The following is a 19,827-nucleotide window of genomic DNA, read 5'->3' as shown; positions in this document are numbered from 1 at the left end:
GCCCCCCCAACCCCGGCGGGGGGGGGGCCCGGGGCCGCCCCCCCCCCCCCCCCCCCCGCGCCCGCGCGCGCCGCGGCGGCCGGGTCCCGCTGCTGCAGGGCGTGCTTCACGAGCGTGACGAGCACCTTCTTGCTGGAGTCCCGGTCCCGCGCGTCGCAGAACAGGATCGGGGTCTCCGGTCCCATCGCGGCGGCGGTGCGGACCTCCTCCTCCGTGTACGAGAACTCCGTGTTGTCGAAGCAGTTCACCGCCACGACGAACGGGATCCCGCGCCGTTCGAAGAAGTCGATGGACGGGAAGCCCATCGCCAGCCGCCGGGTGTCCAGCAGCACCACCGCACCGATGGCGCCGGTGGACAACTCCGTCCACAGCGAACCGAACCGCGCCTGCCCCGGGGTACCGAACAGGTACAGCACGATCTCCTGGGAGATCGTGATGCGCCCGAAGTCCAGCGCGACCGTGGTGGTGCGCTTGGTCTCGGTACCGGTGAGGTCGTCGACGCCGACGCTCGCCTCGGTCATTTCCTCTTCTGTGCTCAGCGGCGTGATCTCGCTGACCGACCCGATGAAGGTCGTCTTGCCGACGGCGAAGCCACCGGCGACGACGAGCTTCACCGAGTCCGGCATCACGGGCGTGGCGCCGTCAGAGCCTGTTGAGTCCGGCAAGCACTGCCTCCAAGATGTCGCGGTCGCGCGGCTGCACCATGCGGGAACGCGCGAGTGAGCCGTGTTCGAGCAGGTCGGAGCAGAGCACCCGGATGACGCCCAGCGGGAGGCCCAGCCCGGCGGACAGCTCCGCCATCGACTGCGGAGCGCCGCAGCGCTCCAGGATCGCCTCGTGCTCGGGCGTCGCGGCGGCGCTGCGGCCGGTGTCGGCCAGCGTCGCCACGACCTGGGTTGCCCGGTCCAGGTTGATGGCCGCGTCAGGGGTGCGGCCGCCGGTCAGCGCGTACGAACGCACCATCCGGCCAGCGTCGTCGTCGTACCACGCGTCGGGATCGGGGCCGGTCAATGCTTCTCCGCACCGATGGGGTTGCGCGCGCCCTTGCCGAGCCGCTCACCCACGTTCTTGATCAGGCGGCGCATCTCGTACTGCAGCTGTTCGGCGTCGACGCTGCGGCCCGCGACGACGAGCACGGAGTTCCGCGGGTCGACGGCCAGCACGTACATGGACATCGTCTCGGTGGCGAGCAGGTTCATGTCGATGTCCCCGCCCTCCAGCTCGTAGCTGAGCGCCTTGCTGGTGGCGCGCAGCGTGCCGCAGGCGGCCGAGATCTTGTCCGCCTGGTCCTGGTCGAGGTTCTTGGAGAACGCCGCCGGCAGGCCGTCATGGGTGAGCACCAGCGCGTGCAACGTGTCCGGCACGTTGTCCAGCATCTGATCGAGGAGCCAGGCCAGGTCCAGGTCCGGCTTCCGGGAGTTCATCAGTTCGTTCACGCTTTCCTCACTGCATGTCGTCGTCGGAATCGGGCTTGTTGCCGGACTCGTCGCGCGAGCGCCGGTCGGCGTTGAAGAAGGTCATCAAGCCCGGGGCGAACTCGGGAGCGCTCTGCCGGTCGGTCGGCTCGTCCTCGCCGAAGCCGACGGGCAGATCGGCGTAGGGAACCCGCTGCGGCAGCGGCGGTCGTTCCATGTCCTTGCCTTCCGTGCTCGCGCTGGGGGCCGCGTCGGGTTTCGGCTGCCGCACGGCCGGTTCGGCGACGGCGGTGCTCGCCGAGGCCGACGGCACCCGGGTGGGCAGCGGCTGCGCCGGAGCGCCCGCCTTGGCCACCGGCACGTCCCCGCTCCACGAGTCGCGGCGCTCCTCGTCCTCATCGGTGACGATGTGGGCCTGCGGGATGAAGATCTCGGCCCGCACGCCCTGGTAGATCGAGGTGCCGAACTCGACGACCCACTCGTTGCGCTCGGCGAGCTGGGCGACGGTGAACAGGCCGAGCTGCTCGCCGCGGTCACCGAGCTTCACCAGCGAGGCGAAGCCGGGCGGGTTCTTCATGGTCTCGTTGGCGTTGCTGCGCGCCTCCGGGGTCATGCCCACGCCGCGGTCGGAGATCTGCACGACGAGACCGCTGCCGACGGAGACTGCTTCGACGTGCACATCGGTGCCGGGCGGCGAGAACGACGCCGCGTTCGCGAACAGCTCCGCGAACATGCGCAGCATGTCGCCGATGACGCCCGGGGTGACGCTGACGTTGGGCACGTGGCCCAGCCGCAGCCGGTCGTGGTGCTTGGTCTCCGCGGCGGAGGCCCGGAGGATCTCGGTGAGGTCCCGCGGCCTGCTCCAGCGGCGGCCGGGGGCGGCACCGCAGAGCACCAGCTGGTTCTCCACGACGTGCCGGGCCTGCGTGACCGATTCGTCGAGCGCGAACAGGGCGCCGAGCCGGTCCGGGTCCTCCTCGTTCTGCAGCAGCGCGTCGAGGCGCTGCGGCAGCGGGCCGAGCGCGGACTGCACGCGCCGGGTCTGTCCGATGTAGAACGTGAGGGCGCCCTGCTGGGTGTCGGCCTCGTTCACCGCCGCCTGCAGCGCTTCCTGCTGGAACGCGCGGAAGGCGTCGGCGACCTGGCCGATCTCGTCGCCGCCGTAGCCCTGCAGCGAGGTGGACTCGACCTGGACCCGTTCGCCCGCGCGAACGCGGGACATCATCGAGGGCAGCGTCTTCTCGGCCAGTTCGCGGGCCTCCGCGCTGAGCCGCTGCAGACGCGGCAGCAGCGAGCCGTCGATGACGGAGCGGTACCGGCGACGCGTCCAGAAGAAGAAGCCGAGGGAGAACAGACCGGCGGCGATGGCACCGGCGACGGCGATCGTGATCGCCTGGTCACCGTTCTCGACGGTCTCCGCGGACAGCAGGTCGACCTGCTCGCTGGTGATCGAGGTGAGCTCGCGGTTGACCGCTTCGGTGAGCCGCTGCCACTCCTCCAGCGAGACGCCCGCTTCGGTGAGGTCGGCGCCCGGGCCGCCCTGCATGAGGGAGTTCTCGATCGAGACGAGCCGGGCCCAGTCCGGGTTCTCCGTGATGAGCTTCTGGTACCGCGCCTGCACCGAGGGCTTCAGGTACGCGACGTTGTTCTCGATCTCGGAGTGGTACGAACCGTTGAGGCGCAGCAGTTGCAGGTGCTGCTCCGGCGTCAGCTGCCCGGCGGTGAGGCCACTGGAGATCAGCGCCGCTTCCCGGGACATCAGGTCGGTCGAGCGGAACAGCGCGGTACCCGCGATGCCGCCCTGCGCCGTCGTCGAGTCCGGCACCAGTCGGGACTGGGTGTCGAACAGGTCGGTGGCGATGTCGAAGACGTTGTCGTAGTAGTCGGTGACCTCGCCGGCCGAGATCTGCCCGTTCGCGAGCCTGCCGCGGATCTGGTCGAGCTTGCCCAGCTCGCCGCTGAGCTCGTCGACCGGGCCGGCGATCTCCGCCGGGGCGGTGCTCATCGCGGCTTGGACGGCCTCGTTCATCCGGTCCAGCAGGACGTCGGTCCGGGCCTGCTGCTCGCTCAGCTCCGCCTGGTCGGTTGTCCCGCCGGAGGCCAGGTCCTGGCTCAGCCGCCGTTCGGACTGCAGCGCGTCGAGCGCGGCCACCGCGGGCAGGGAGACCTGCCGGACGCCGGAACCGATCACCCGGGTGTAGACGCCGTCGGTGACGAACGTCGCGCACCAGACCAGCCACAGCACCAGCACGACGATCCAGGGGATCGTGACCGCCAGCGTCAGGCTGGAGCGGATCGATCTTTCCGAGGTGCTCTGCGGCTCACCAGGTGGCTTGGTGACGTTGTCGGGATCTGTTGTACTCACAGCGCTCCACGTTGTCGGTCATCTGACGTGGTGTGTTGCGGGAACGCGCGCGTCCCGGCGGGCGCGGCCTGGGCCGCTGGACTCGTCCGCCCGGATGGCAACGGGCAGGAGGTCTCGCCGATGGATGGCCTGAACAGGCGTCTTCCCGGGGACACGGCTCCTTCCACACACCGTCGTCTTCCGCTCTTGCCGAGCACGAGCGGAAGTGCATTCCCCCCCTGCGCGAGACACTTTAACGGAAGATGATCAGGGCACCGGTGTTCGGCCCCGGAGTCGTCCACCATTTCCGCGCCGACCGACGTCACGCTCCGCTTTCGGTTGGCAGCGCGGCGAAAACCCCCTACCGCACCGGGCGCGCGAAAAGCGGTCCCGGACCCGTCGAGAACCCGGGACCACCACCCGGTCCGCGACCACCGTCGCTCGGCCCACCCTTCCGGCGGAGCCGGACACGGAATGCACATCCGGAAAGGAAGCGGGTCGTGCGGCCCATTTCCGCATTCGGCCCAACGGAATGCGTCCCACTATTTCACCCGTACGGCCGCAGCCGGCTTCGCACGATCGGTGGCAGGGAGCCGGCGCGCCGCCATTCCGCCACGGGCTCCGGCGCAGCGGCGCGCGCGGCAGCGGCGAGGTACCCGTCCGGACGAACCAGGAGCAGTCCGGGCCCCGCCGCGAGTTCGCGGACGGTCGCTGAATCGGTTCCGCGCCGCTCCGGCTCCACCGCGATCGCACCGCCGTCGACGGGCACGTGGTCGCAGATCTCCTGCAGCTTCCCGTTCTCCGGCGGGCGGCGCCCGCGCGGCATGGCCGGCTCCTCGGCACACGAGTCAACCGTTGGCGACTTGCTCCGCAGCCACGCCACCCGAACCAGGTCAACGCGCGGTGACTTAGGCTGGGGGCATGGCCGCACCGCGTTCCCGCAACGCCGAGCAGACCCGCGCCGAGCTGCTGGCCGCCGCCCGCGCCCGGTTCGCCGCCGACGGCTACGAGCGCACCACGCTGCGGGCGGTGGCCGCCGACGTCGGCATCGACCCGGCGCTGGTCATCCGGTACTTCGGCGGCAAGCAGGAACTGTTCGCGGCCGCCGCCGACTTCACCCTCGACCTGCCCGACCTCGCCGGCCTCGCCCCCGACGAGCTGGCCGGGGCGCTGCTGCCCCGGTTCTTCGCCGAGTGGGACCGGGACGGCACCTTCCTCGCGCTGCTGCGCGCCGCCACGACCAGCCCCACCGCCGCGGAGAAGATGCGCGAGGTCTTCACCGCGCAGGTGGCCCCGCGGCTGACCGCCATCGCCCCGGACCACCCGCGGCAGCGCGCCGGGCTGCTCGGCGTCTTCGTCATCGGGCTCGCCACCAGCCGCTACGTGCTGGCCGACCCGGGCGTCGCCGAGATGGGCCACGAGGAGCTCACCGCCTGGGCCGCGCCGATCGTGCGCCACGTCCTCACCGGCCCCGCGCCGGTCGGCTGATCGAGCGGGTACCCGCGGTCAGCGGCGGAAGGGCTGCACGTCCCACCAGGTGAAGCAGCGCCAGGCCCATTCGAGGGGTCCCTGCCGGAACCGCGCGAGCCAGAACCGGCTCCACAGCAGCTGGAGCAGCAGGATGCCGGTCGCCAGCAGCGCCATCGCCCCGTACGCGCTGGACCCGTGCAGCCCGGCCACCTGCCCCAGCGGGATCAGCAGCAAGGTCGCGGTCACGTAATTCGTCAGCGCCATCCGCCCGAGCGGCTCCAGCACCGCCCCCAGCACCCCGCGCAGCGGCGTGCGCAGCAGCAGGAGCAGCCCGGTCGCGTACGCGGTGGCCAGGCAGATCCCGGCCACGCCGGAGGGGGTGGCGAACCCGGCCATCAGCGGATCCCGCTCCTGCACCGGCAGCGCCACCGCCGCGCCGAGCACCGCGAGCGCGAACACGGCGCCGATCCACCCGCCGAGCCGCGGCAGCGCCTCCGGGACCCCGAGCTGGGCGAGGGCGAAACCGAGCACCAGCAGCCCCGGGATCAGCGGCAGGCCCCCGCCGAACAGCACCAGCGCGGTGCTCAGCCCGCCCAGGCCGAGCACCAGGTTCACCCACCGGTTCGCCCAGCTCAGCGGCAGCAGGAACACCAGCCCGAACAGCGCGTACGGCGTCAGCGCCTCCCCCGGGTGCAGCAGGGAGTGCAGCAGGCCGACGGCGAACAGCGCCAGCAGCCTGCGGACCAGCAGCAGCCGCGGCCGCGGGTGCCGGGAACCCGCGCCGCGCAGGAACAGCCCGAAGCCGACGCCGAACAGCAGCGAGAAGATCGGGAAGAACCGCTCCTGCACGAACAGGTCGAGGACGTGCCGCCCGGGCAGCACCTGCTGGTCGACGATGCCGCTCATCTCCATGATCGGCGGGATGTTCACGAAGAGGATCCCGCACAGCGCCAGGCCGCGCACCGCGTCGATCTCGCCGATCCGCCGGCGCGGCGCGGTGCTGGCAGGTGGGGCGGTGCGGGTGGGAGAGGACATCGTGGTTCGCCTTCGGGGTGCGCAGCGGGTGCCGGGAGACCCCGGCTCACCATCGAGCGTCACCCGGGCGTCCGGTCGGGCGGATCGGCCATCCGGGCCGGGGGGGGCGGGGGGGGGGCCGGGCCCCCCCCCCCCCGGGGCCGGCGTTGGGGAGGTGGTTATGGGGGGCGCCCCCCGGGGGGGGGCCCCCCCCCCCGGGGGGGGGGCCCCCCCGGCCCCCCCCGCGCCCCCCCCCGGGGGGGCGGGGGGGGGGCCGCGCCCCCCGGGGGGGGGGGCCGGGGGGGCCGCCGGAACCCCCCCGGCCCGGGAGCCGTCATTCCGATGTGGACTTCGGCGGCCTGCCGCGCTTGGCGGGCCCGCCCGCGTCGGAGGGCAGCCGGCCCGCGTCGGCGAGGGCGCGCCGCAGCAGGAACTCGATCTGCGCGTTGGTGCTGCGCAGCTCGTCCTGCGCCCAGCGGGCGAGCGCGTCGTGGATCGCCGGGTCCAGCCGGAGCAGGAAACCCTTGCGTGCGGCCATGTTCCCGCCTTCACCTCTCTCGCCCGTCCGAGGGTTCGGGCCGCACCGGCGGCCCCGCGCCCGATCAGTGGTAGAGCGAACCCGTGTTGACGACGGGCTGGGTGTCGCCGCAGAGCACGACCAGCAGGTTGCTGACCATGGCCGCCTTGCGCTCCTCGTCGAGCTCGACGACCTCGCGTTCGGACAGCCGCTGCAAGGCGAGGTCGACCATGCCGACGGCGCCTTCGACGATGCGCTGCCGGGCGGCGACGACGGCTCCGGCCTGCTGCCGCTGCAACATGGCCTGGGCGATCTCGGGGGCGTAGGCGAGGTGCGTGAGCCGGGACTCGACCACGTCGACCCCGGCGGCCCGCACCCGGGCCGCGATCTCGGCGGAGAGCTTGCCGGTGATCTCGTCGGCGTTGTCCCGCAGCGAGAAGGGCTGCTCCCCGTCGCCGTCGTAGGGGTAGCTGGTGGCGATGTGGCGCACGGCGGTCTCGGTCTGGGTCTCGACGAACTCGACGAAGCTGTCGACCGCGAAGGTGGCCTGCGCGGTGTCGGCGACCTGCCACACCACGACGGAGGCGATCTCGATCGGGTTGCCGTCGGAGTCGTTGACCTTCATGACGGCGGTCTCGTGGTTGCGGATCCGGGTGGAGACCTTCGTCTTGCTGCTGAACGGGTTCACCCAGTGCAGCCCGGCCGGGCGCACGGTGCCGGTGTAGCGGCCGAGGAACTGCAGCACCCGCGCCTCACCGGGCGCGACGGCGACGAGCCCGCCGGAGAGCACCAGCCCGACGACGCCGAGCACCACCCCAGTGGCGATCAGGGCGGCGGCTTCGTCCGCGAGCCCGGGGACCAGCACCCCGGCACCGCCGAGCACCAGCACGAGCGAGAGCACGGCCATCAGCACGCCGGGCAGCCGGAACGCCTGCTGTTCGACGACCGGGGATTCGGGCATCCGCACCGGCCTGGTCTCCGTCTCGCGGTCTTCGAGTTGAACGGTCATGAGTCCCCCTGACGTCGGTGATCGTTCTCCTGGCAACACGGTAGCACAGTGATATCACTTTTCACCGGCACGGGCCCCCGCCCGATCCGATCCACAATGGACGAACACCGGAATCCCCCATCCCCACGGGGATGCCCGAGACGGCCAGTTCCCGGGAGCGTCGTACCGGCTCTGCCTGCGGCGAAGCCGCTGAGCCGCCGACCACCCGATCAACCGGGCCGTCCGCGGGTTCTCAGCGAGGGCAGCGCCGCCGCCGAAGCGGAACCACCGCTGACAACGATCTCGCAGCGAGGAAGTGGCCTCAGCCCTCCAGGGCCAGCTTCGCCTCCGGACGGGGCGTGCTCCAGGCCTCCCACAGCCGCGCGTAGTGCCCGCCCGCGGCGAGCAGCTCGTCGTGCGCGCCGGACTCGACGACGCGCCCGTCGTCCATCACCAGCACCCGGTCGGCGATCGCGGCCTGCCGCAGCCGGTGCGCCACCACGAGCCCGGCGCGGTCGCGCAGCACCGCGGCCGCGGCGTCCTCCAGGCGGCCGGCTTCGCGGCTGCTCGCCTCGGCCGTCGCCTCGTCCAGCAGCACCACGGCCGGGTCGGCGAGCAGCGCGCGGGCCAGCGCCACCTGCGCGACCCGGTCCGGGCCGAGCGGGTGGCCGAGCTCGCCCACGGCGGTGTGCACGCCCTCGGGCAGCTCCTCGATCCAGTCGGCGCCGACGACGTCCAGCGCGTGCCGGACCTCCGCCTCCGTCGCGTCCTGCCGGGCCAGGCGCAGGTCCTCGATCAGCGGGCCGCTGAACACGTGCGCCTCCTGCGGCACCAGCAGCACCGCGCCCGTCCCGGCCACCGGGCTCCCGCCGAAGGTGACGGTGCCCTCGTCCGGCGCGACCAGTCCCGCCAGCAGCGTCGCCAGCGTGGACTTGCCCGCACCGCTCGCGCCGACCAGCGCGATCGTCTCCCCCGGCTCGATCCGCAGCGACACCTCGTGCAGCACCGGCTCCGCCGAACCCGGGTAGCGGTAGGTCACCCCGTCGGCGACGAGCGCGGCGGGCGCGCCGTCGTGGGTCCCGGCCGGCCGCTCGTGCGGGATGCCGAGGACGCCGACGATGCGCTGCAGGCTCGCGAACGCGGACTGGACCTGGTCGAAGCTGGCCACCAGCAGGCTCAGCGGGTTGAACAGCCGGTGGAAGTACAGCGCCGCCGCGGTGACCGCGCCGACGGTCGCCGCACCTACGTCGACCAGCACGAACCCGGCGACGACGATGGCGGACAACCCGACGAGCTCGGCGATGTTCATCCACTTGCCCCAGCGGGTGGAGAACCACACGACGCTGCGGGACAGCCCGCGCGCCCGGTCCGAGGACTGCTCCACGAGCCCGACGTGCTCGGCTTCGGCGCCGTAGGCGCGCAGCGTGGGCAGCCCCTCCAGCGCGGAGACCAGCGACTCCGCCCGGTCGGCGAACGCGGCCCGCTCCGCGGAATAGCGGCGCGCGGCGCGCGGCAGGTACCAGCGCAGCGAGAACCCGTACACCGGCAGCGCCAGCATCCCCGCCACCATCAGCCACGGGTCGAGCGCGAACAGGCCGCCCATCGTCAGGGCCACCGTCAGCAGGGCGGTGATCCACGGCGCCAGCAGCGCGGCGACGACCTGGCTGATCACCGCCACGTCGTCGCCGACGCGGCTGAGCAGGTCGCCGCGGCCGGAGCGCTCGATCACCGCGGACGGCAGGTGCAGCGCGGCGGAGACGGTGTCCTCCCGCATCCGGGCCAGCACCCGCTGCCCGAGCTTCGCGACGAGGGCGGCGCTGACCGCGGTGAGCACCGCGCTGAGCAGGCCGGCGACGGCGACGACGGCGGTGCGCACGACGATCTCCGCCGGCGTGGTGCCCGCCAGCACCCCGTCCACCAGCCCGCCGATCGCCCACGGCGCGACCAGCCCGGCGAGCGCCGCGAGCACGGCCGTCGCCACCATCGCCGCGGACAGCCCGCGGTGCGGGCGCAGGTAGGCGGCGACGGTGCGCCGCACCTCGACGGCGCCGGCGAGCGGAAGTGCGCGAGTGGTCCCGCTCATCCCACGACCTTTCGGTAGTAGTCGGCGTGCTCGTCCAGCAGGGTCCGGTGCTCGCCGGTGACGACCTCCCCGCCCGCGGTGAGGAACCGCACCCGCTCGGCGCGCGCGAGCAGCACCGGGCTGGTGGTGATCAGGACGGTGGTGCGGGGTTCGCCGTCGCCGTGGCGCAGCGCGTGCAGCCCGTCGGCGACGGCCTCCTCGGTCACCGAGTCGAGCGCGGTGGTCGGGTCGACCAGCACCAGCACGTCGGGGTCGGCGTGCAGCGCGCGGGCGAGCGCGAGCCGCTGCCGCTGCCCGCCGGACAGGCTCAGCCCGCGGGCCCGCACGTGCTCGTCGAGGCCGTCGGGCTGCGCGTCGACGAACGGCGCCGCGCCGGAGGCGACCAGCGCGGGCCGGGGTTCGCCCGCGGTGTCCCGGCCGAGCGCGAGGTTCTCCGCGATGGTCCCGGTGAACAGCTGCGCCTGCCGCGGTTCGACGTGCACCGCGTCCGGTTCGCCGCCGGTCCAGGTGACGGTGAGCCCGTTGCGCGCGCCCGCCGGGTCGCCGCGCAGCACTTCGAGGATCCGCTCGACGTCGCGGCCCTCGGCGACGACGCCGGTGCAGCCGCCCCGGTCCAGCCGCAGCTCCACGCGCGGTCCGGTCGCGGGCCCGGTGTCGCCCGCCGCGTCTTCCTGCTCGTCGAGGACGGCGTCGACGCGCCGACCGCTGGCCAGCGCGGCCGCTCCGATCTGCAGGTACATCCCGGCGGCGGAGAGCGGTTCGGCGATGAACTGGGCCGCGCCGACGGCGGCGACGAAGGACCCGACGGTGATGACCTGCTCGACGGCGAGCAGCCCGGCGGCGCCCACCGACACCGCCAGCACCAGCGTCCCGGCCAGCACCGTCGCCCCCAGCTGCAGCGACCGCCCGACGCCCGCGCGGATCGCGGCGGCTTCCGCGCGCCTGCTGACCTCCCGGTACCGGGCGACGGCGCCGTCCTGCGCGCTGAGGCCGCGCACCACCCGCATCCCGGTCACCAGGTCGGTGGCGAGCGCGGAGGCGGCGGCGAGGCCGTCCTGCTGCCCGGAGACCCGGCGGGACAGCATCGGCGAGACCATGTTCAGCCCGAGGGTGGTGACCACCGCCGTCACGATCAGCAGCGCGCCCAGCCGCACGTCGATGCCGAGCAGCACGACGCAGCTGACGCCGAGTGCCGAGATCGATCCGGCGAGTCCGGCCACCCAGATCACCGCGCGGGAGACCTGGTCGGCGTCGGAGGAGGCGATTGCCAGCAGCTCGCCGTGCCTCCGGCGCGTCCCGGAGCCCAGCAGCGACCGGCCGGCCAGCTGGACCCGCAGCGCGTGCGACTCGTCGATCGCCGCGGCCCGGCCGAGCCGCGCGAACCAGCGGTAGCAGGTGGTCAGTACGGTGAACAGCAGCACCAGCCCGCACACGCACCGGACGAGCGCCCACGGTTCGCCGGTGGCCACGGCCTCGTCCACGGCGAGCCCGATCGCCAGCGGGACCAGCGCCTCGCAGGCCTGGTGCCCCATCAGCAGCAGGGAGGCGATGAGCACCCGCACCCGTTGCCTGCGCAGCACGAGGCGGCGTGCGCGCGACGTCCCTCCGCGTTCCTTCGCGTCCACGCTTGCGGTCCCGATGATCGGCCCCCTTCTCACGGCTAGTAAGGCTTACCTAATTCGGACGCGGAACGCCAGGTATCGCTGATCACACGTCCGTGGAACTCGTCTCAGCGGGGGCGCACGGCGTCGAGCACCAGGTCGAGCACCCGGTCGGTCCGCTCCGGCGCCCCTTCCGCGACGGCGGAGTGGAAAGCGCCGAGCAGCATCGCGAGGACGTCCTCGGCTTCGACGTCCGCGCGCAGCGACCCGTCCCGCGCCCCGGCTTCGAGCAGGGTCGCGAGGGCTCCGGTGATCCGCTCCCGGGTGGTCGACACCGACATGCTCCCGGCGGACCAGCTCGCGGAGAGCGTGTCGAACATGCCCCGCTTGGTGGCGACGAAGGCCGCGTACCGCCGCATCCAGGCGCGCAGCGCCGCGTCGGGCGGGAGTTCGGCGAGCAGTGCGGCGGCACTGCCCGCGACGTCGTCGAGCTCGGTGGCGTAGACGGCCTCGACCAGTGCTTCGCGGGTCGGGAAGTGGCGGTAGAGGGTGCCGATCCCGACTCCCGCCTCGCGGGCTACCGCTTCCAGGGAGACGGTGCCACCGGCAGCGAAGGCGGCGGACGCGGCCGCGAGGAGCTTCTCGCGGTTGCGGCGCGCGTCGGCGCGGGCGGGTCTCTCGGATCCAACCAAAGCGGAGGCTCCTCCGGTCGTGCTACGGTCGCCATACCGGAGGCCCCTCCGCCTCCGTCCCCCCATCTTCCCACACGGACAGGAACCCCCATGTCAGCGTCCACACCCACCCCCGGCGGCCGCGCCGAACTCGCCGGCCGCACCGTGGCCCGGGTCGGCTACGGCGCGATGCAGCTCGAACGATTGCACGACGACCGCGCTGCGGGCCGTGCGGTGCTGCGCCGAGCGCTCGAACTCGGCGTCGACCACATCGACACCGCCGAGTTCTACGGCCACGGGCTCGCCAACGAACTCATCCGCGACGCGGTCGGCGACGGCGCCTTGGTCGCCAGCAAGGTCGGCGCCACCCCGGACGCGGACGGCCCGCTGCCGCTGCGCCTCGCGCAACGCCCCGAGGAGCTGCGCGACGAACTGGAGGCGAACCTGCGCGGCCTCGGGCTGGAGCAGATCGCCCTGGTCAACCTGCGCCGCGCGGAGACCGGCCCCGGCCTGCGCGCGGAGGGCGACCAGCGCGTCGACCTCGACGACCAGCTCGCGACGATGATCGCGCTGCGCGACGAGGGCAAGATCGGCTCGCTCGGGATCAGCAACGTCGGCCTCGACGAGCTGCTGCGCGCGCTACCCGCGGGCATCACCTGCGTGCAGAACGCCTACAGCCTGCTCTCCCGCGGCGACGAGGAACTGCTGCGGCTGTGCCGGGCCGAGGGCATCGCGTGGGTGCCGTACTTCCCGCTCGGCGGCCCGTTCGCCGGAATGCCGAAGGTGACCGAGGAGCCCGCCGTCCTCGACGCCGCCCGCGCCCTGGGCGCCACGCCCGCGCAGATCGGCCTCGCCTGGCTGTTGCAGCACGCGCCGAACGTGCTGCTCATCCCCGGCACCGCCACCCTCGCGCACCTGGAGGAGAACGTGGCCGCCGGATCCCTCGTCCTCGACGAGCAGACCGTCGCCGCGCTCGACGCGATCCCCAGCCGGTCCGGCGACATCGTCGTCGACTGACCGCCCCGGCCGGTACGGCCCCTGCCCGCGGGCCGTGCCGGTCCGGTCACCGGGCGCTAGCGTGGCCCGAGGGGGCCGGACGTCGTCCGCGGTGGCACGTCCGCGCAGGTCGCGGGCCCCCCGAGCCTCCACTTCCGCGAGGGAACGGAGGAGCCGTGGCCAGGATTCCGACCGCGCTGCGCGACCCGCTGCACAACCGCGGCACCGCGTTCACCCCGGCCGAACGCGCCGAGCTCGGGCTGACCGGCCGGCTGCCGTCGGCGGTGGAGACCCTCGACCAGCAAGCGGCCAGGGCCTACGCCCAGCTCGGCAGGCAACCCACGGACCTGGCGAAGTACATCTACCTGGACACGTTGCACGACCGCAACGAGACGCTGTACTTCAAGCTGCTGGTGGACCACCTGCCGGAGCTGCTGCCCGTGGTCTACGACCCGACCGTGGGCGAGGCGATCCAGCAGTGGAGCCGCGACTACCGCCGGTCCCGCGCGGTGTACCTGTCCATCGACCGCCCGCAGGACGTGGCGGCCTCCTTCGAGAACCTCGGGCTGGGGCCGGAGGACGTCGACCTCATCGTCGCCTCCGACGCGCAGCAGATCCTCGGGATCGGGGACTGGGGCGTCAACGGCACGGACATCTCCATCGGCAAGCTCGCCGTCTACACGGCCGCCGCGGGGATCCACCCGGGGCGGGTGCTCGCGGTGAACCTCGACGTCGGCACCGACAACCAGCTGCTGCTCAACGACCCGATGTACCTGGGGAACCGGCACGCCCGCACGACCGGCCAGGCCTACGACGACTTCATCGAGCTGTACCTGTCCACCGCCACCGAGCTCTTCCCGCGCGCACTGCTGCACTTCGAGGACTTCGGCCCGGCCAACGCCCGGCGCATCCTGGTGGACAACGCGAGCACCCGCCGCATCTTCAACGACGACCTGCAGGGAACCGGCGCCATCGTCCTGGCCGCCGTACTCTCCGCGCTCCAGGTGACCGGGCAGCCGTTCGCCGAGCAGCGGCTCGTCGTCTTCGGCGCGGGCACCGCGGGCACCGGCATGGCCGACCAGATCTCGGCCGCGATGGTCCGCGACGGCCTCACCCCGGAACAGGCGAGAGCGCGCGTGTGGCTGGTCGACGAGCACGGCCTGGTCACCGACGACATGGCCGGCCTGCCCGAGCACCAGTCCGCCTACGCCCGGCCCGCGGAGCAGGCGCGCGACTTCGACCGCGTCGACGGCGAGATCGACCTGCTCAGCACGGTCCGGCAGGTCCGGCCGACGATCCTCATCGGCACCTCCACCGCCCACGGCGCGTTCACCCGCGAGGTCGTCGAAGCGCTCTGCGCCGGGGTCGACCGGCCGATCCTGCTGCCCCTGTCCAACCCCACCTCGCGCATCGAGGTGCTGCCGCAGCAGGCGATCCCGTGGTCCGGGGGCAAGGCCCTCATGGCGACCGGCATCCCGGTCGACCCGGTCACCTACGAGGGCACCACCCACACCATCGGGCAGGCCAACAACGCGCTGCTCTACCCGGGCCTCGGGCTGGGCACCGTCGTGGCCCGCGCCGGGCGCATCACCGACGGCATGCTGCTGGCGGCGGCGAAGGCGGTCGCCGACCAGACCGACGTCTCCGAACCAGGCGCCTCGCTGCTGCCCCCGGTCCGGAACCTGCGCGCCTCGTCGGCCGCCGTCGCCGTCGCGGTCGCGGCGGCGGCCGTCCAGGAGGGCGTCGCCACCACCGAACCCGACAACCTCGTCCAAGCCGTGCAGGACGCGATGTGGCAGCCCACCTACGGACCGCCGGTGACCCGCTGATCCCGCGCGGCACCGGCCCGGACTCCACCGCCCGGCCCGAAGCAACCATCCGACCTGGAGTGACGACGTGAGCGAGCGCAGGCACGGTCCGTGGACGGCGTTCCGGAACTCGCCGTTCCTGCCCGCGACCGTCCTGGTCCTCATCCTCGCCGCCGCGGCCGGCCTGTTCGCCGGGACGTACACGTTCGCCATGGCCGATCCCACTCCGCACCGCATCCCGGCCGCGGTGGTCGACGGCCCCGCCCCGCCCCCGCAGGCCGGGTTCGTCGCCGGGATGGAAGACGCGCTGGACGCCGGGATCGAACTCCACCGCTTCGCCTCGCACGCCGAGGCCGTCGCCGCCGTCGAGCAGCAGAAGGTCCTGGCGATCCTCAGCGGACAGGACGGCGGCATCCGGCTCGACGTCGCCGGCGCCGCCGGCTCGACGGTGGCGCAGGTCCTCGCCGGCGCGGGACCCCGGGTCGGCGCGTCGATCGGCGTGCCGGTCACGGTGGTGGACCTCAAGCCGCTGCAGCGCGGCGATCCGCGCGGGCTCGCCCTCTTCTACGTGTCGCTGGCCGCCGTCATCATCGGTTTCGTCGGGGCAATCCAGCTCAGCGTGCACGCGCGGCGGCTCGACCCGCTCGAACGGATCGGGTTCACCGCGGCCTACGCGTTGCTCGGCGGCTTCTCGATCACGGCGACCGTGGACTGGTTGCTCGGCGCGGTCTCGTTCCCGTTCGTGGAGTCGTGGTTCATCCTGGCGCTCACCATGTTCTCGTCCGGCATGGTGTTCACGATGTTCAACACCCTGCTGGGGCGCTGGGCCATGCTGCCGACCTGGGGCCTGATGGTGCTGATCGGCAACCCCTCGTCCGGCGGGGCGGTGTCCTGGCCGCTGCTGCCGTCGGTCCTCGGCTGGATCGGCCGCTGGCTGCCGCCGGGCGCCTCGGTCAACGCCCAGCACACCGCCGTCTACTTCGGCGAGTACCAGCACGCCCAGCCCTTCCTCGTGCTCGCGGCGTGGGCGCTGGTGTCCTGCGCGGTCTTCTGGACGTGGCGCCACCGCCACCCCGGCGGGCGGGACACCGCCGACGCGACCGACCGCGAGTAGTCCCCCTGAGCACTCCGCGCCCGAGGCCGGGGCGCCCGGGCGTGCGAAAGCCCCTGCCGGTGATGACCGACAGGGGCTCGGAACCGCTGGTGCGCGCTACGGGAATCTGGTGCGCGATACTGGGATTGAACCAGTGACCTCTACCGTGTCAAGGTAGCGCTCTCCCACTGAGCTAATCGCGCGAGGCGGAGGCGGGAATCGAACCCGCGTACAGGGCTTTGCAGGCCCTTGCCTAAGCCACTCGGCCACTCCGCCGGGTTGGGGCGCTGGGCCGGACTCCGAGCGACCGGGTGCCGATACCCGGAAACCCGAGTTCGACCCGATCGGTTTCCCAGAGCGGATGACGGGACTCGAACCCGCGACCCTCACCTTGGCAAGGTGATGCGCTACCAGCTGCGCTACATCCGCGTGCACCGCGGTGAACTCTCCGGCTCGGCTCCGGAGTCACCGCCGCGTTGCACGGAGAACTTTAGACCACGCCGCCCCCGGCGATCAAAGGGGGGTCGATCGCCGCCCGCGCCGGTCCGCGCCGAGCCGGACCGCGCAGGTCACGGGCGTGATCGTCAGGACAGGTCGTGCGGCAGCAGCCGGGTCAGCGCGTCGTCGACGTTGACCCACAGGTTCTCGTTCCCGGGGACCACGACGTCGTAGGTGCGGTCCAAGAAGTCCGCCAGCTCCTGCGCCGAGGCCTCGAACACCGCGTGCCCCGACGGCGAACTGAGCTCGATCGCGACGACCTCGGGGTCGTCCACCGCGGGCCGGATGCTCACATCCCCCTCACCGGCGTGCGCGATGAGCCCGTCCGCGAGCAGGTCGCGGGCGAACACCCACTCGACCCAACCGGCACGACCGGTGCGGAACGCGGCCACGACCGCGTAGGGGTCGCGGGTGTCGTAGCGCAGTTCGACCTGGACCGGCACGGCCGGCGTCTGCGGGGCCAGCAGATCGAACACCGCCGTCGAACGGAGTGTCACGTGATCGTTTCGCATCGTCCTCGCCTTCCTAACTCCCTCCCGGTCCGCTTATCGACCGAGCAACACAGTTGTGACGCCTCTGCGGGGTCATCTGCTCGCCACCGGGCCTTACATCACCCGGTCGGGGCATACTGAACTTCGGAACGCGGTCGGTGAACTGCGCAGCGTGGCCACATCGCACCCCCCGATCGAACATCGGTCCGAGTCATCGGCACCGGTTCCCGGCGCCGTCCGGAGCACCGGTCGGACCATCCCCACAACGCTTCCGGCACCGTCGTCGAACTCCCGCTCCGCCGCTGCCGGGCACGGTTTCCAGGATAGGCGATGAGCCTGCGCCCACAGGGGTTTCCGCGGGTCGTGCTGAGACACTCGCCACGAGCGTTCGCCGAGACGGACTAACCCCGACATCCGGACGCGGAAGCCCTCACGCCTGGCCGCCACCCGGTCGAGGAGAGCGGTGCCACAGTGTGACCAGGCTCGAAGCGGCGCGGCCGATCCCGGTGCCAGAACTGGGAAAAACCACGTCATGACGCACGTCACATTCTGTCGGCCCGCGCAACCCTTCTCGGACCTGCGCCGACCGGGCCGCCGGGAGCACGGCCCGTATCCTGGTCCCGCGACCCGGCGCCGCGCCGCATCCGCGGACGCGCTGCGGCGAACCCGCAGATCACAGCCCCGCCGGGCCGCGCAGGCGCCCGACACGACGTGGCAGGTGGACTCTGAGCAGGACAGCCGAACCGGGAGCGAGCGAGACCGACGTGGCCCGAGCCGACGACTCCCCGCGCGATGCCCCGCAGCCCCGCCGCAGGCTCCACCGGCTGCGACGTGCGCTCCGCGCCCGCCGCGAACGCATCCGCGCCAACCCGACGCTCAACACGACCTACCGGGTCGGGCTCGGCGCCTTCGGCACCCTGGTGCTCATCGTCGGCATCATCGCCATCCCCTACCCCGGTCCCGGCTGGCTCATCGTGTTCGCCGGGCTCGGCATCCTCGCCACCGAGTTCCACTGGGCGCACCAGGTGAACGTCTTCACCAAGCGCCATTACCGCCGCTGGAGCAACTGGGTCTCCCGCCAGCACTGGACCGTCAAGCTCGGCATCGCCGCCCTGACCGGCATCGTCGTCGTCCTGACCCTCTGGTTGCTGGGCATGTACGCCACCATCGGACGCTGGTTCGGAGTCGACTGGCCGTGGTTGACCTCCCCCCCTGCTCGGGCCCTGAAACGGGTGTTGTAGAGTTCTCCATGTCGCCGGGAACGGCGGCACCGGGCGATTAGCTCAGGGGGAGAGCGCTTCGTTCACACCGAAGAGGTCACTGGTTCGATCCCAGTATCGCCCACAAGAAAACGGCCAGGTCAGAGACCCGAAAGGGAATCTCGGACCTGGCCGTTTCGCTTTGCCCGGCCCGAAGGGTCAGCACGCGGTCAGCGAGGCCCGAGCCCGTCGTCAGCCTCATCGGTGAGCGCACGCAGCATGCGATCCCCTCCATCCGTCCGCCGGGTGTAGAGGTCCGGGGTGGCCGAGGACCGTTCATGTCCCAGGACGCGCTGAACCATGTTCACCGGAACACCGTCGTCCACCAACCAGGTCGCGTAGGAGTGCCGCAAGTCGTGGAAACGCAGTCCCTCCCCGGCATTCGCGGCAGCGACCTTCACGGCCTGGCTATGTGTCCGGCGCTTCTCCGTACGCCCCTCCCCTGCCGCGTCCAGCCAAATCGCGACGAAACCGCCGTCCTCCTCGGTGACTTGACCGAGCAGTCCTGCCAGCACGAGCGAAGGCCGCCGCACCCGGGAGCGGAACAGCGTCCGCCGATGCGGTTTTCCCGCCATGTTCGCGAAAACCGGTGCACGCTCACTCGATGGAGGCCACTCCCGCAAGTGGTCGCGACTATGCCGGGCCGGCCAAGGAGGCAACGGCACCGATCGCCTTCCCGCGCTGGACTTCGGGAACGGCTTGAACGAGGTGTTCCGGCTGACCTCCACCACCGTCCGGATCACGCTCAGCGTTCCCGCTTCCAGGTCAAGAGCGTCCGGGCAGAGACCGACGACCTCGCCCCACCGAAGCCCAGCACCACCGGCCACAGCGACGAGGGAGCGATAGTAGTCGGGCACCGCGGGCACAGCTTCCGGCGGAAGTCCTCCCGGCTGATGATCTGCTCAGCGGTCTCCCGCTTGCGCCGGCGACGTCATCGCCAAGCTGCACCAGCTCTAGTCCCAAGCCAGTGCCCCAGGGTGCTCGTGTTCAGAGTTTCTTTTCTTCATCAAGGGCGGCCCCTGCGGGGCCCCCTGCCAGCTGTATGCGAGCCCCCGGCCAAGTCGGGGGCGCAGAAGGAAGGCAGGCGGCCGGGAACCGCGCAGGGGTCGTCGAAGAGATCGGTCACGAGCATCCGTCGCCCGGGCAATGGCGGGCTTGGGACACATTTCCAAAGCCGGTGTGGCTGGGAGGACAGGGTGGTCGCCTTGGCCACTCCCGTGGGCAGGGGCCCGTCACCGGGCGTCGTGGCTCGCCTGCTGGTGGTTGCGTCTCACAGAAGGCCGGGAAGTGACGTCTCGTTGCGCTGGCTCGGTGGATTTGGCCGTGGTTGATCGTGTGTTGCGGCACACTGATCGGCGTGGTGGAGGACGCGAAGACCCGCAACGACTTCAGCGGCACCGGCGAAAGCGTGGTTCAAGCCGGCCAGGTGCGGGATGTCTACCAGACCACGCAAGTCCACCCGACCGAGCCGGTGGCGTGGCCGTGCCGGGTGGGGGTGGTGCCGCTGCCGGCGGACTGTTTCCAGTATCGGGCGTCGAGTGCGGAACTGACCGATGTCGCCGGGGCGGGCGAGACCACG

The 19,827-nt window shown here is 72.3% G+C and carries 18 protein-coding genes and 4 tRNA genes; 6 read left to right on the top strand and 16 right to left on the bottom strand.

What is annotated here, in order from left to right; genetic code table 11:
* From LCD33_RS06885 to LCD33_RS06865, 5 genes are all read right to left on the bottom strand, one after another.
* On the bottom strand, window positions 1-626 hold a 626-nt coding region (locus LCD33_RS06885; RefSeq protein WP_374228427.1), incomplete at its 3' end, for an ATP/GTP-binding protein.
* 16 nt (window positions 627-642) lie between these two features.
* Window positions 643-963 (bottom strand): DUF742 domain-containing protein, encoded by a 321-nt coding sequence (locus LCD33_RS06880; protein ID WP_224956226.1) that lies wholly within the window; start codon window positions 961-963, stop codon window positions 643-645.
* A gap of 44 nt (window positions 964-1,007) precedes the next feature.
* Window positions 1,008-1,436, bottom strand: a complete 429-nt coding sequence (locus LCD33_RS06875; protein ID WP_224956227.1) for a roadblock/LC7 domain-containing protein — start codon at window positions 1,434-1,436, stop codon at window positions 1,008-1,010.
* A 7-nt stretch (window positions 1,437-1,443) separates the two neighbouring features.
* Complete coding sequence (locus LCD33_RS06870; RefSeq protein ID WP_224977629.1) at window positions 1,444-3,780, bottom strand: nitrate- and nitrite sensing domain-containing protein; 2,337 nt, start codon at window positions 3,778-3,780, stop codon at window positions 1,444-1,446.
* A gap of 526 nt (window positions 3,781-4,306) precedes the next feature.
* Window positions 4,307-4,585 (bottom strand): hypothetical protein, encoded by a 279-nt coding sequence (locus LCD33_RS06865; protein WP_224956229.1) that lies wholly within the window; start codon window positions 4,583-4,585, stop codon window positions 4,307-4,309.
* A 95-nt stretch (window positions 4,586-4,680) separates the two neighbouring features.
* Here LCD33_RS06865 and LCD33_RS06860 point away from each other — a divergent pair, with 95 nt between their 5' ends.
* Window positions 4,681-5,247, top strand: a complete 567-nt coding sequence (locus tag LCD33_RS06860) for a TetR/AcrR family transcriptional regulator (protein ID WP_224967350.1) — start codon at window positions 4,681-4,683, stop codon at window positions 5,245-5,247.
* Between the two features lie 18 nt (window positions 5,248-5,265).
* Here the strand turns inward: LCD33_RS06860 and LCD33_RS06855 are convergent, their stop codons facing one another.
* The 6 genes from LCD33_RS06855 to LCD33_RS06830 form a co-directional block, all read right to left on the bottom strand.
* Entirely contained in the window at window positions 5,266-6,264 is a 999-nt protein-coding gene (locus tag LCD33_RS06855; RefSeq protein WP_224956231.1) for a DUF418 domain-containing protein, read from the bottom strand.
* Between the two features lie 313 nt (window positions 6,265-6,577).
* Window positions 6,578-6,781, bottom strand: a complete 204-nt coding sequence (locus tag LCD33_RS06850; RefSeq protein ID WP_224967351.1) for a hypothetical protein — start codon at window positions 6,779-6,781, stop codon at window positions 6,578-6,580.
* A gap of 64 nt (window positions 6,782-6,845) precedes the next feature.
* Window positions 6,846-7,769, bottom strand: coding sequence for an SPFH domain-containing protein (locus LCD33_RS06845; protein WP_224956232.1), 924 nt, complete (start codon window positions 7,767-7,769; stop codon window positions 6,846-6,848).
* A gap of 301 nt (window positions 7,770-8,070) precedes the next feature.
* The gene (locus tag LCD33_RS06840; protein WP_224956237.1) at window positions 8,071-9,831 is read right to left on the bottom strand and encodes an ABC transporter ATP-binding protein; all 1,761 of its coding nucleotides are present in this window, start codon (window positions 9,829-9,831) and stop codon (window positions 8,071-8,073) included.
* On the bottom strand, window positions 9,828-11,456 hold the full coding sequence (locus LCD33_RS06835) for an ABC transporter ATP-binding protein (RefSeq protein ID WP_224956238.1): 1,629 nt from the start codon (window positions 11,454-11,456) through the stop codon (window positions 9,828-9,830). The genes LCD33_RS06840 and LCD33_RS06835 overlap by 4 nt, the downstream gene beginning before the upstream one ends.
* Before the next feature lie 104 nt (window positions 11,457-11,560).
* Window positions 11,561-12,124 carry a TetR/AcrR family transcriptional regulator gene (locus LCD33_RS06830; RefSeq protein ID WP_224977628.1) on the bottom strand — a complete coding sequence of 188 codons (564 nt, stop codon included), beginning with the start codon at window positions 12,122-12,124 and terminating at the stop codon, window positions 11,561-11,563.
* A 90-nt stretch (window positions 12,125-12,214) separates the two neighbouring features.
* Between LCD33_RS06830 and LCD33_RS06825 the strand changes: the two genes are divergently transcribed.
* The 3 genes from LCD33_RS06825 to LCD33_RS06815 all read left to right on the top strand — a co-directional run bounded on the left by LCD33_RS06825 (window position 12,215) and on the right by LCD33_RS06815 (window position 16,021).
* Entirely contained in the window at window positions 12,215-13,120 is a 906-nt protein-coding gene (locus LCD33_RS06825) for an aldo/keto reductase (RefSeq protein ID WP_224956239.1), read from the top strand.
* Between the two features lie 155 nt (window positions 13,121-13,275).
* Window positions 13,276-14,928, top strand: coding sequence for an NAD-dependent malic enzyme (locus tag LCD33_RS06820; RefSeq protein WP_224956240.1), 1,653 nt, complete (start codon window positions 13,276-13,278; stop codon window positions 14,926-14,928).
* 67 nt (window positions 14,929-14,995) lie between these two features.
* A complete protein-coding gene (locus LCD33_RS06815; protein WP_224956241.1) occupies window positions 14,996-16,021 on the top strand; it encodes an ABC transporter permease in 1,026 nt (341 codons plus the stop codon).
* Window positions 16,022-16,128: 107 nt separating this feature from the next.
* On the opposite strand, the gene LCD33_RS06810 is transcribed toward LCD33_RS06815, so the two are convergent.
* The 4 genes from LCD33_RS06810 to LCD33_RS06795 form a co-directional block, all read right to left on the bottom strand.
* Window positions 16,129-16,203 (bottom strand) — tRNA-Val (locus tag LCD33_RS06810).
* Window position 16,204: 1 nt separating this feature from the next.
* Window positions 16,205-16,276 (bottom strand) — tRNA-Cys (locus tag LCD33_RS06805).
* An 80-nt stretch (window positions 16,277-16,356) separates the two neighbouring features.
* Window positions 16,357-16,429: transfer RNA gene (locus LCD33_RS06800), tRNA-Gly, on the bottom strand.
* 155 nt (window positions 16,430-16,584) lie between these two features.
* Complete coding sequence (locus LCD33_RS06795) at window positions 16,585-17,010, bottom strand: SsgA family sporulation/cell division regulator (protein ID WP_184478055.1); 426 nt, start codon at window positions 17,008-17,010, stop codon at window positions 16,585-16,587.
* 743 nt (window positions 17,011-17,753) lie between these two features.
* On the opposite strand from LCD33_RS06795, the gene LCD33_RS06790 reads away from it, so the two are divergent.
* Both LCD33_RS06790 and LCD33_RS06785 read left to right on the top strand, forming a co-directional pair.
* Window positions 17,754-18,230, top strand: coding sequence for a TIGR02611 family protein (locus LCD33_RS06790; protein ID WP_224977627.1), 477 nt, complete (start codon window positions 17,754-17,756; stop codon window positions 18,228-18,230).
* Window positions 18,231-18,261: 31 nt separating this feature from the next.
* Window positions 18,262-18,333, top strand: a tRNA-Val gene (locus LCD33_RS06785).
* Between the two features lie 85 nt (window positions 18,334-18,418).
* Here the strand turns inward: LCD33_RS06785 and LCD33_RS06780 are convergent.
* A complete protein-coding gene (locus LCD33_RS06780) occupies window positions 18,419-19,105 on the bottom strand; it encodes a site-specific integrase (RefSeq protein ID WP_224966843.1) in 687 nt (228 codons plus the stop codon).
* Window positions 19,106-19,827 lie beyond the last annotated feature (722 nt).

The organism is Saccharopolyspora sp. 7B, from assembly GCF_020177435.1.
Classification (GTDB): domain Bacteria; phylum Actinomycetota; class Actinomycetes; order Mycobacteriales; family Pseudonocardiaceae; genus Saccharopolyspora_C; species Saccharopolyspora_C gregorii.
Note: the sequence above shows the minus strand (reverse complement) of the source record. Positions and strands in the feature narration are given on the sequence as shown.

Coding starts and splice junctions, on each gene's coding strand:
- LCD33_RS06880 (WP_224956226.1), bottom strand. CDS start 963: ATGGTGCGTTCGTACGCGCTGACCGGCGGCCGCACCCCTGACGCGGCC.
- LCD33_RS06865 (WP_224956229.1), bottom strand. CDS start 4,585: ATGCCGCGCGGGCGCCGCCCGCCGGAGAACGGGAAGCTGCAGGAGATC.
- LCD33_RS06860 (WP_224967350.1), top strand. CDS start 4,681: ATGGCCGCACCGCGTTCCCGCAACGCCGAGCAGACCCGCGCCGAGCTG.
- LCD33_RS06855 (WP_224956231.1), bottom strand. CDS start 6,264: ATGTCCTCTCCCACCCGCACCGCCCCACCTGCCAGCACCGCGCCGCGC.
- LCD33_RS06850 (WP_224967351.1), bottom strand. CDS start 6,781: ATGGCCGCACGCAAGGGTTTCCTGCTCCGGCTGGACCCGGCGATCCAC.
- LCD33_RS06845 (WP_224956232.1), bottom strand. CDS start 7,769: ATGACCGTTCAACTCGAAGACCGCGAGACGGAGACCAGGCCGGTGCGG.
- LCD33_RS06840 (WP_224956237.1), bottom strand. CDS start 9,831: ATGAGCGGGACCACTCGCGCACTTCCGCTCGCCGGCGCCGTCGAGGTG.
- LCD33_RS06825 (WP_224956239.1), top strand. CDS start 12,215: ATGTCAGCGTCCACACCCACCCCCGGCGGCCGCGCCGAACTCGCCGGC.
- LCD33_RS06795 (WP_184478055.1), bottom strand. CDS start 17,010: ATGCGAAACGATCACGTGACACTCCGTTCGACGGCGGTGTTCGATCTG.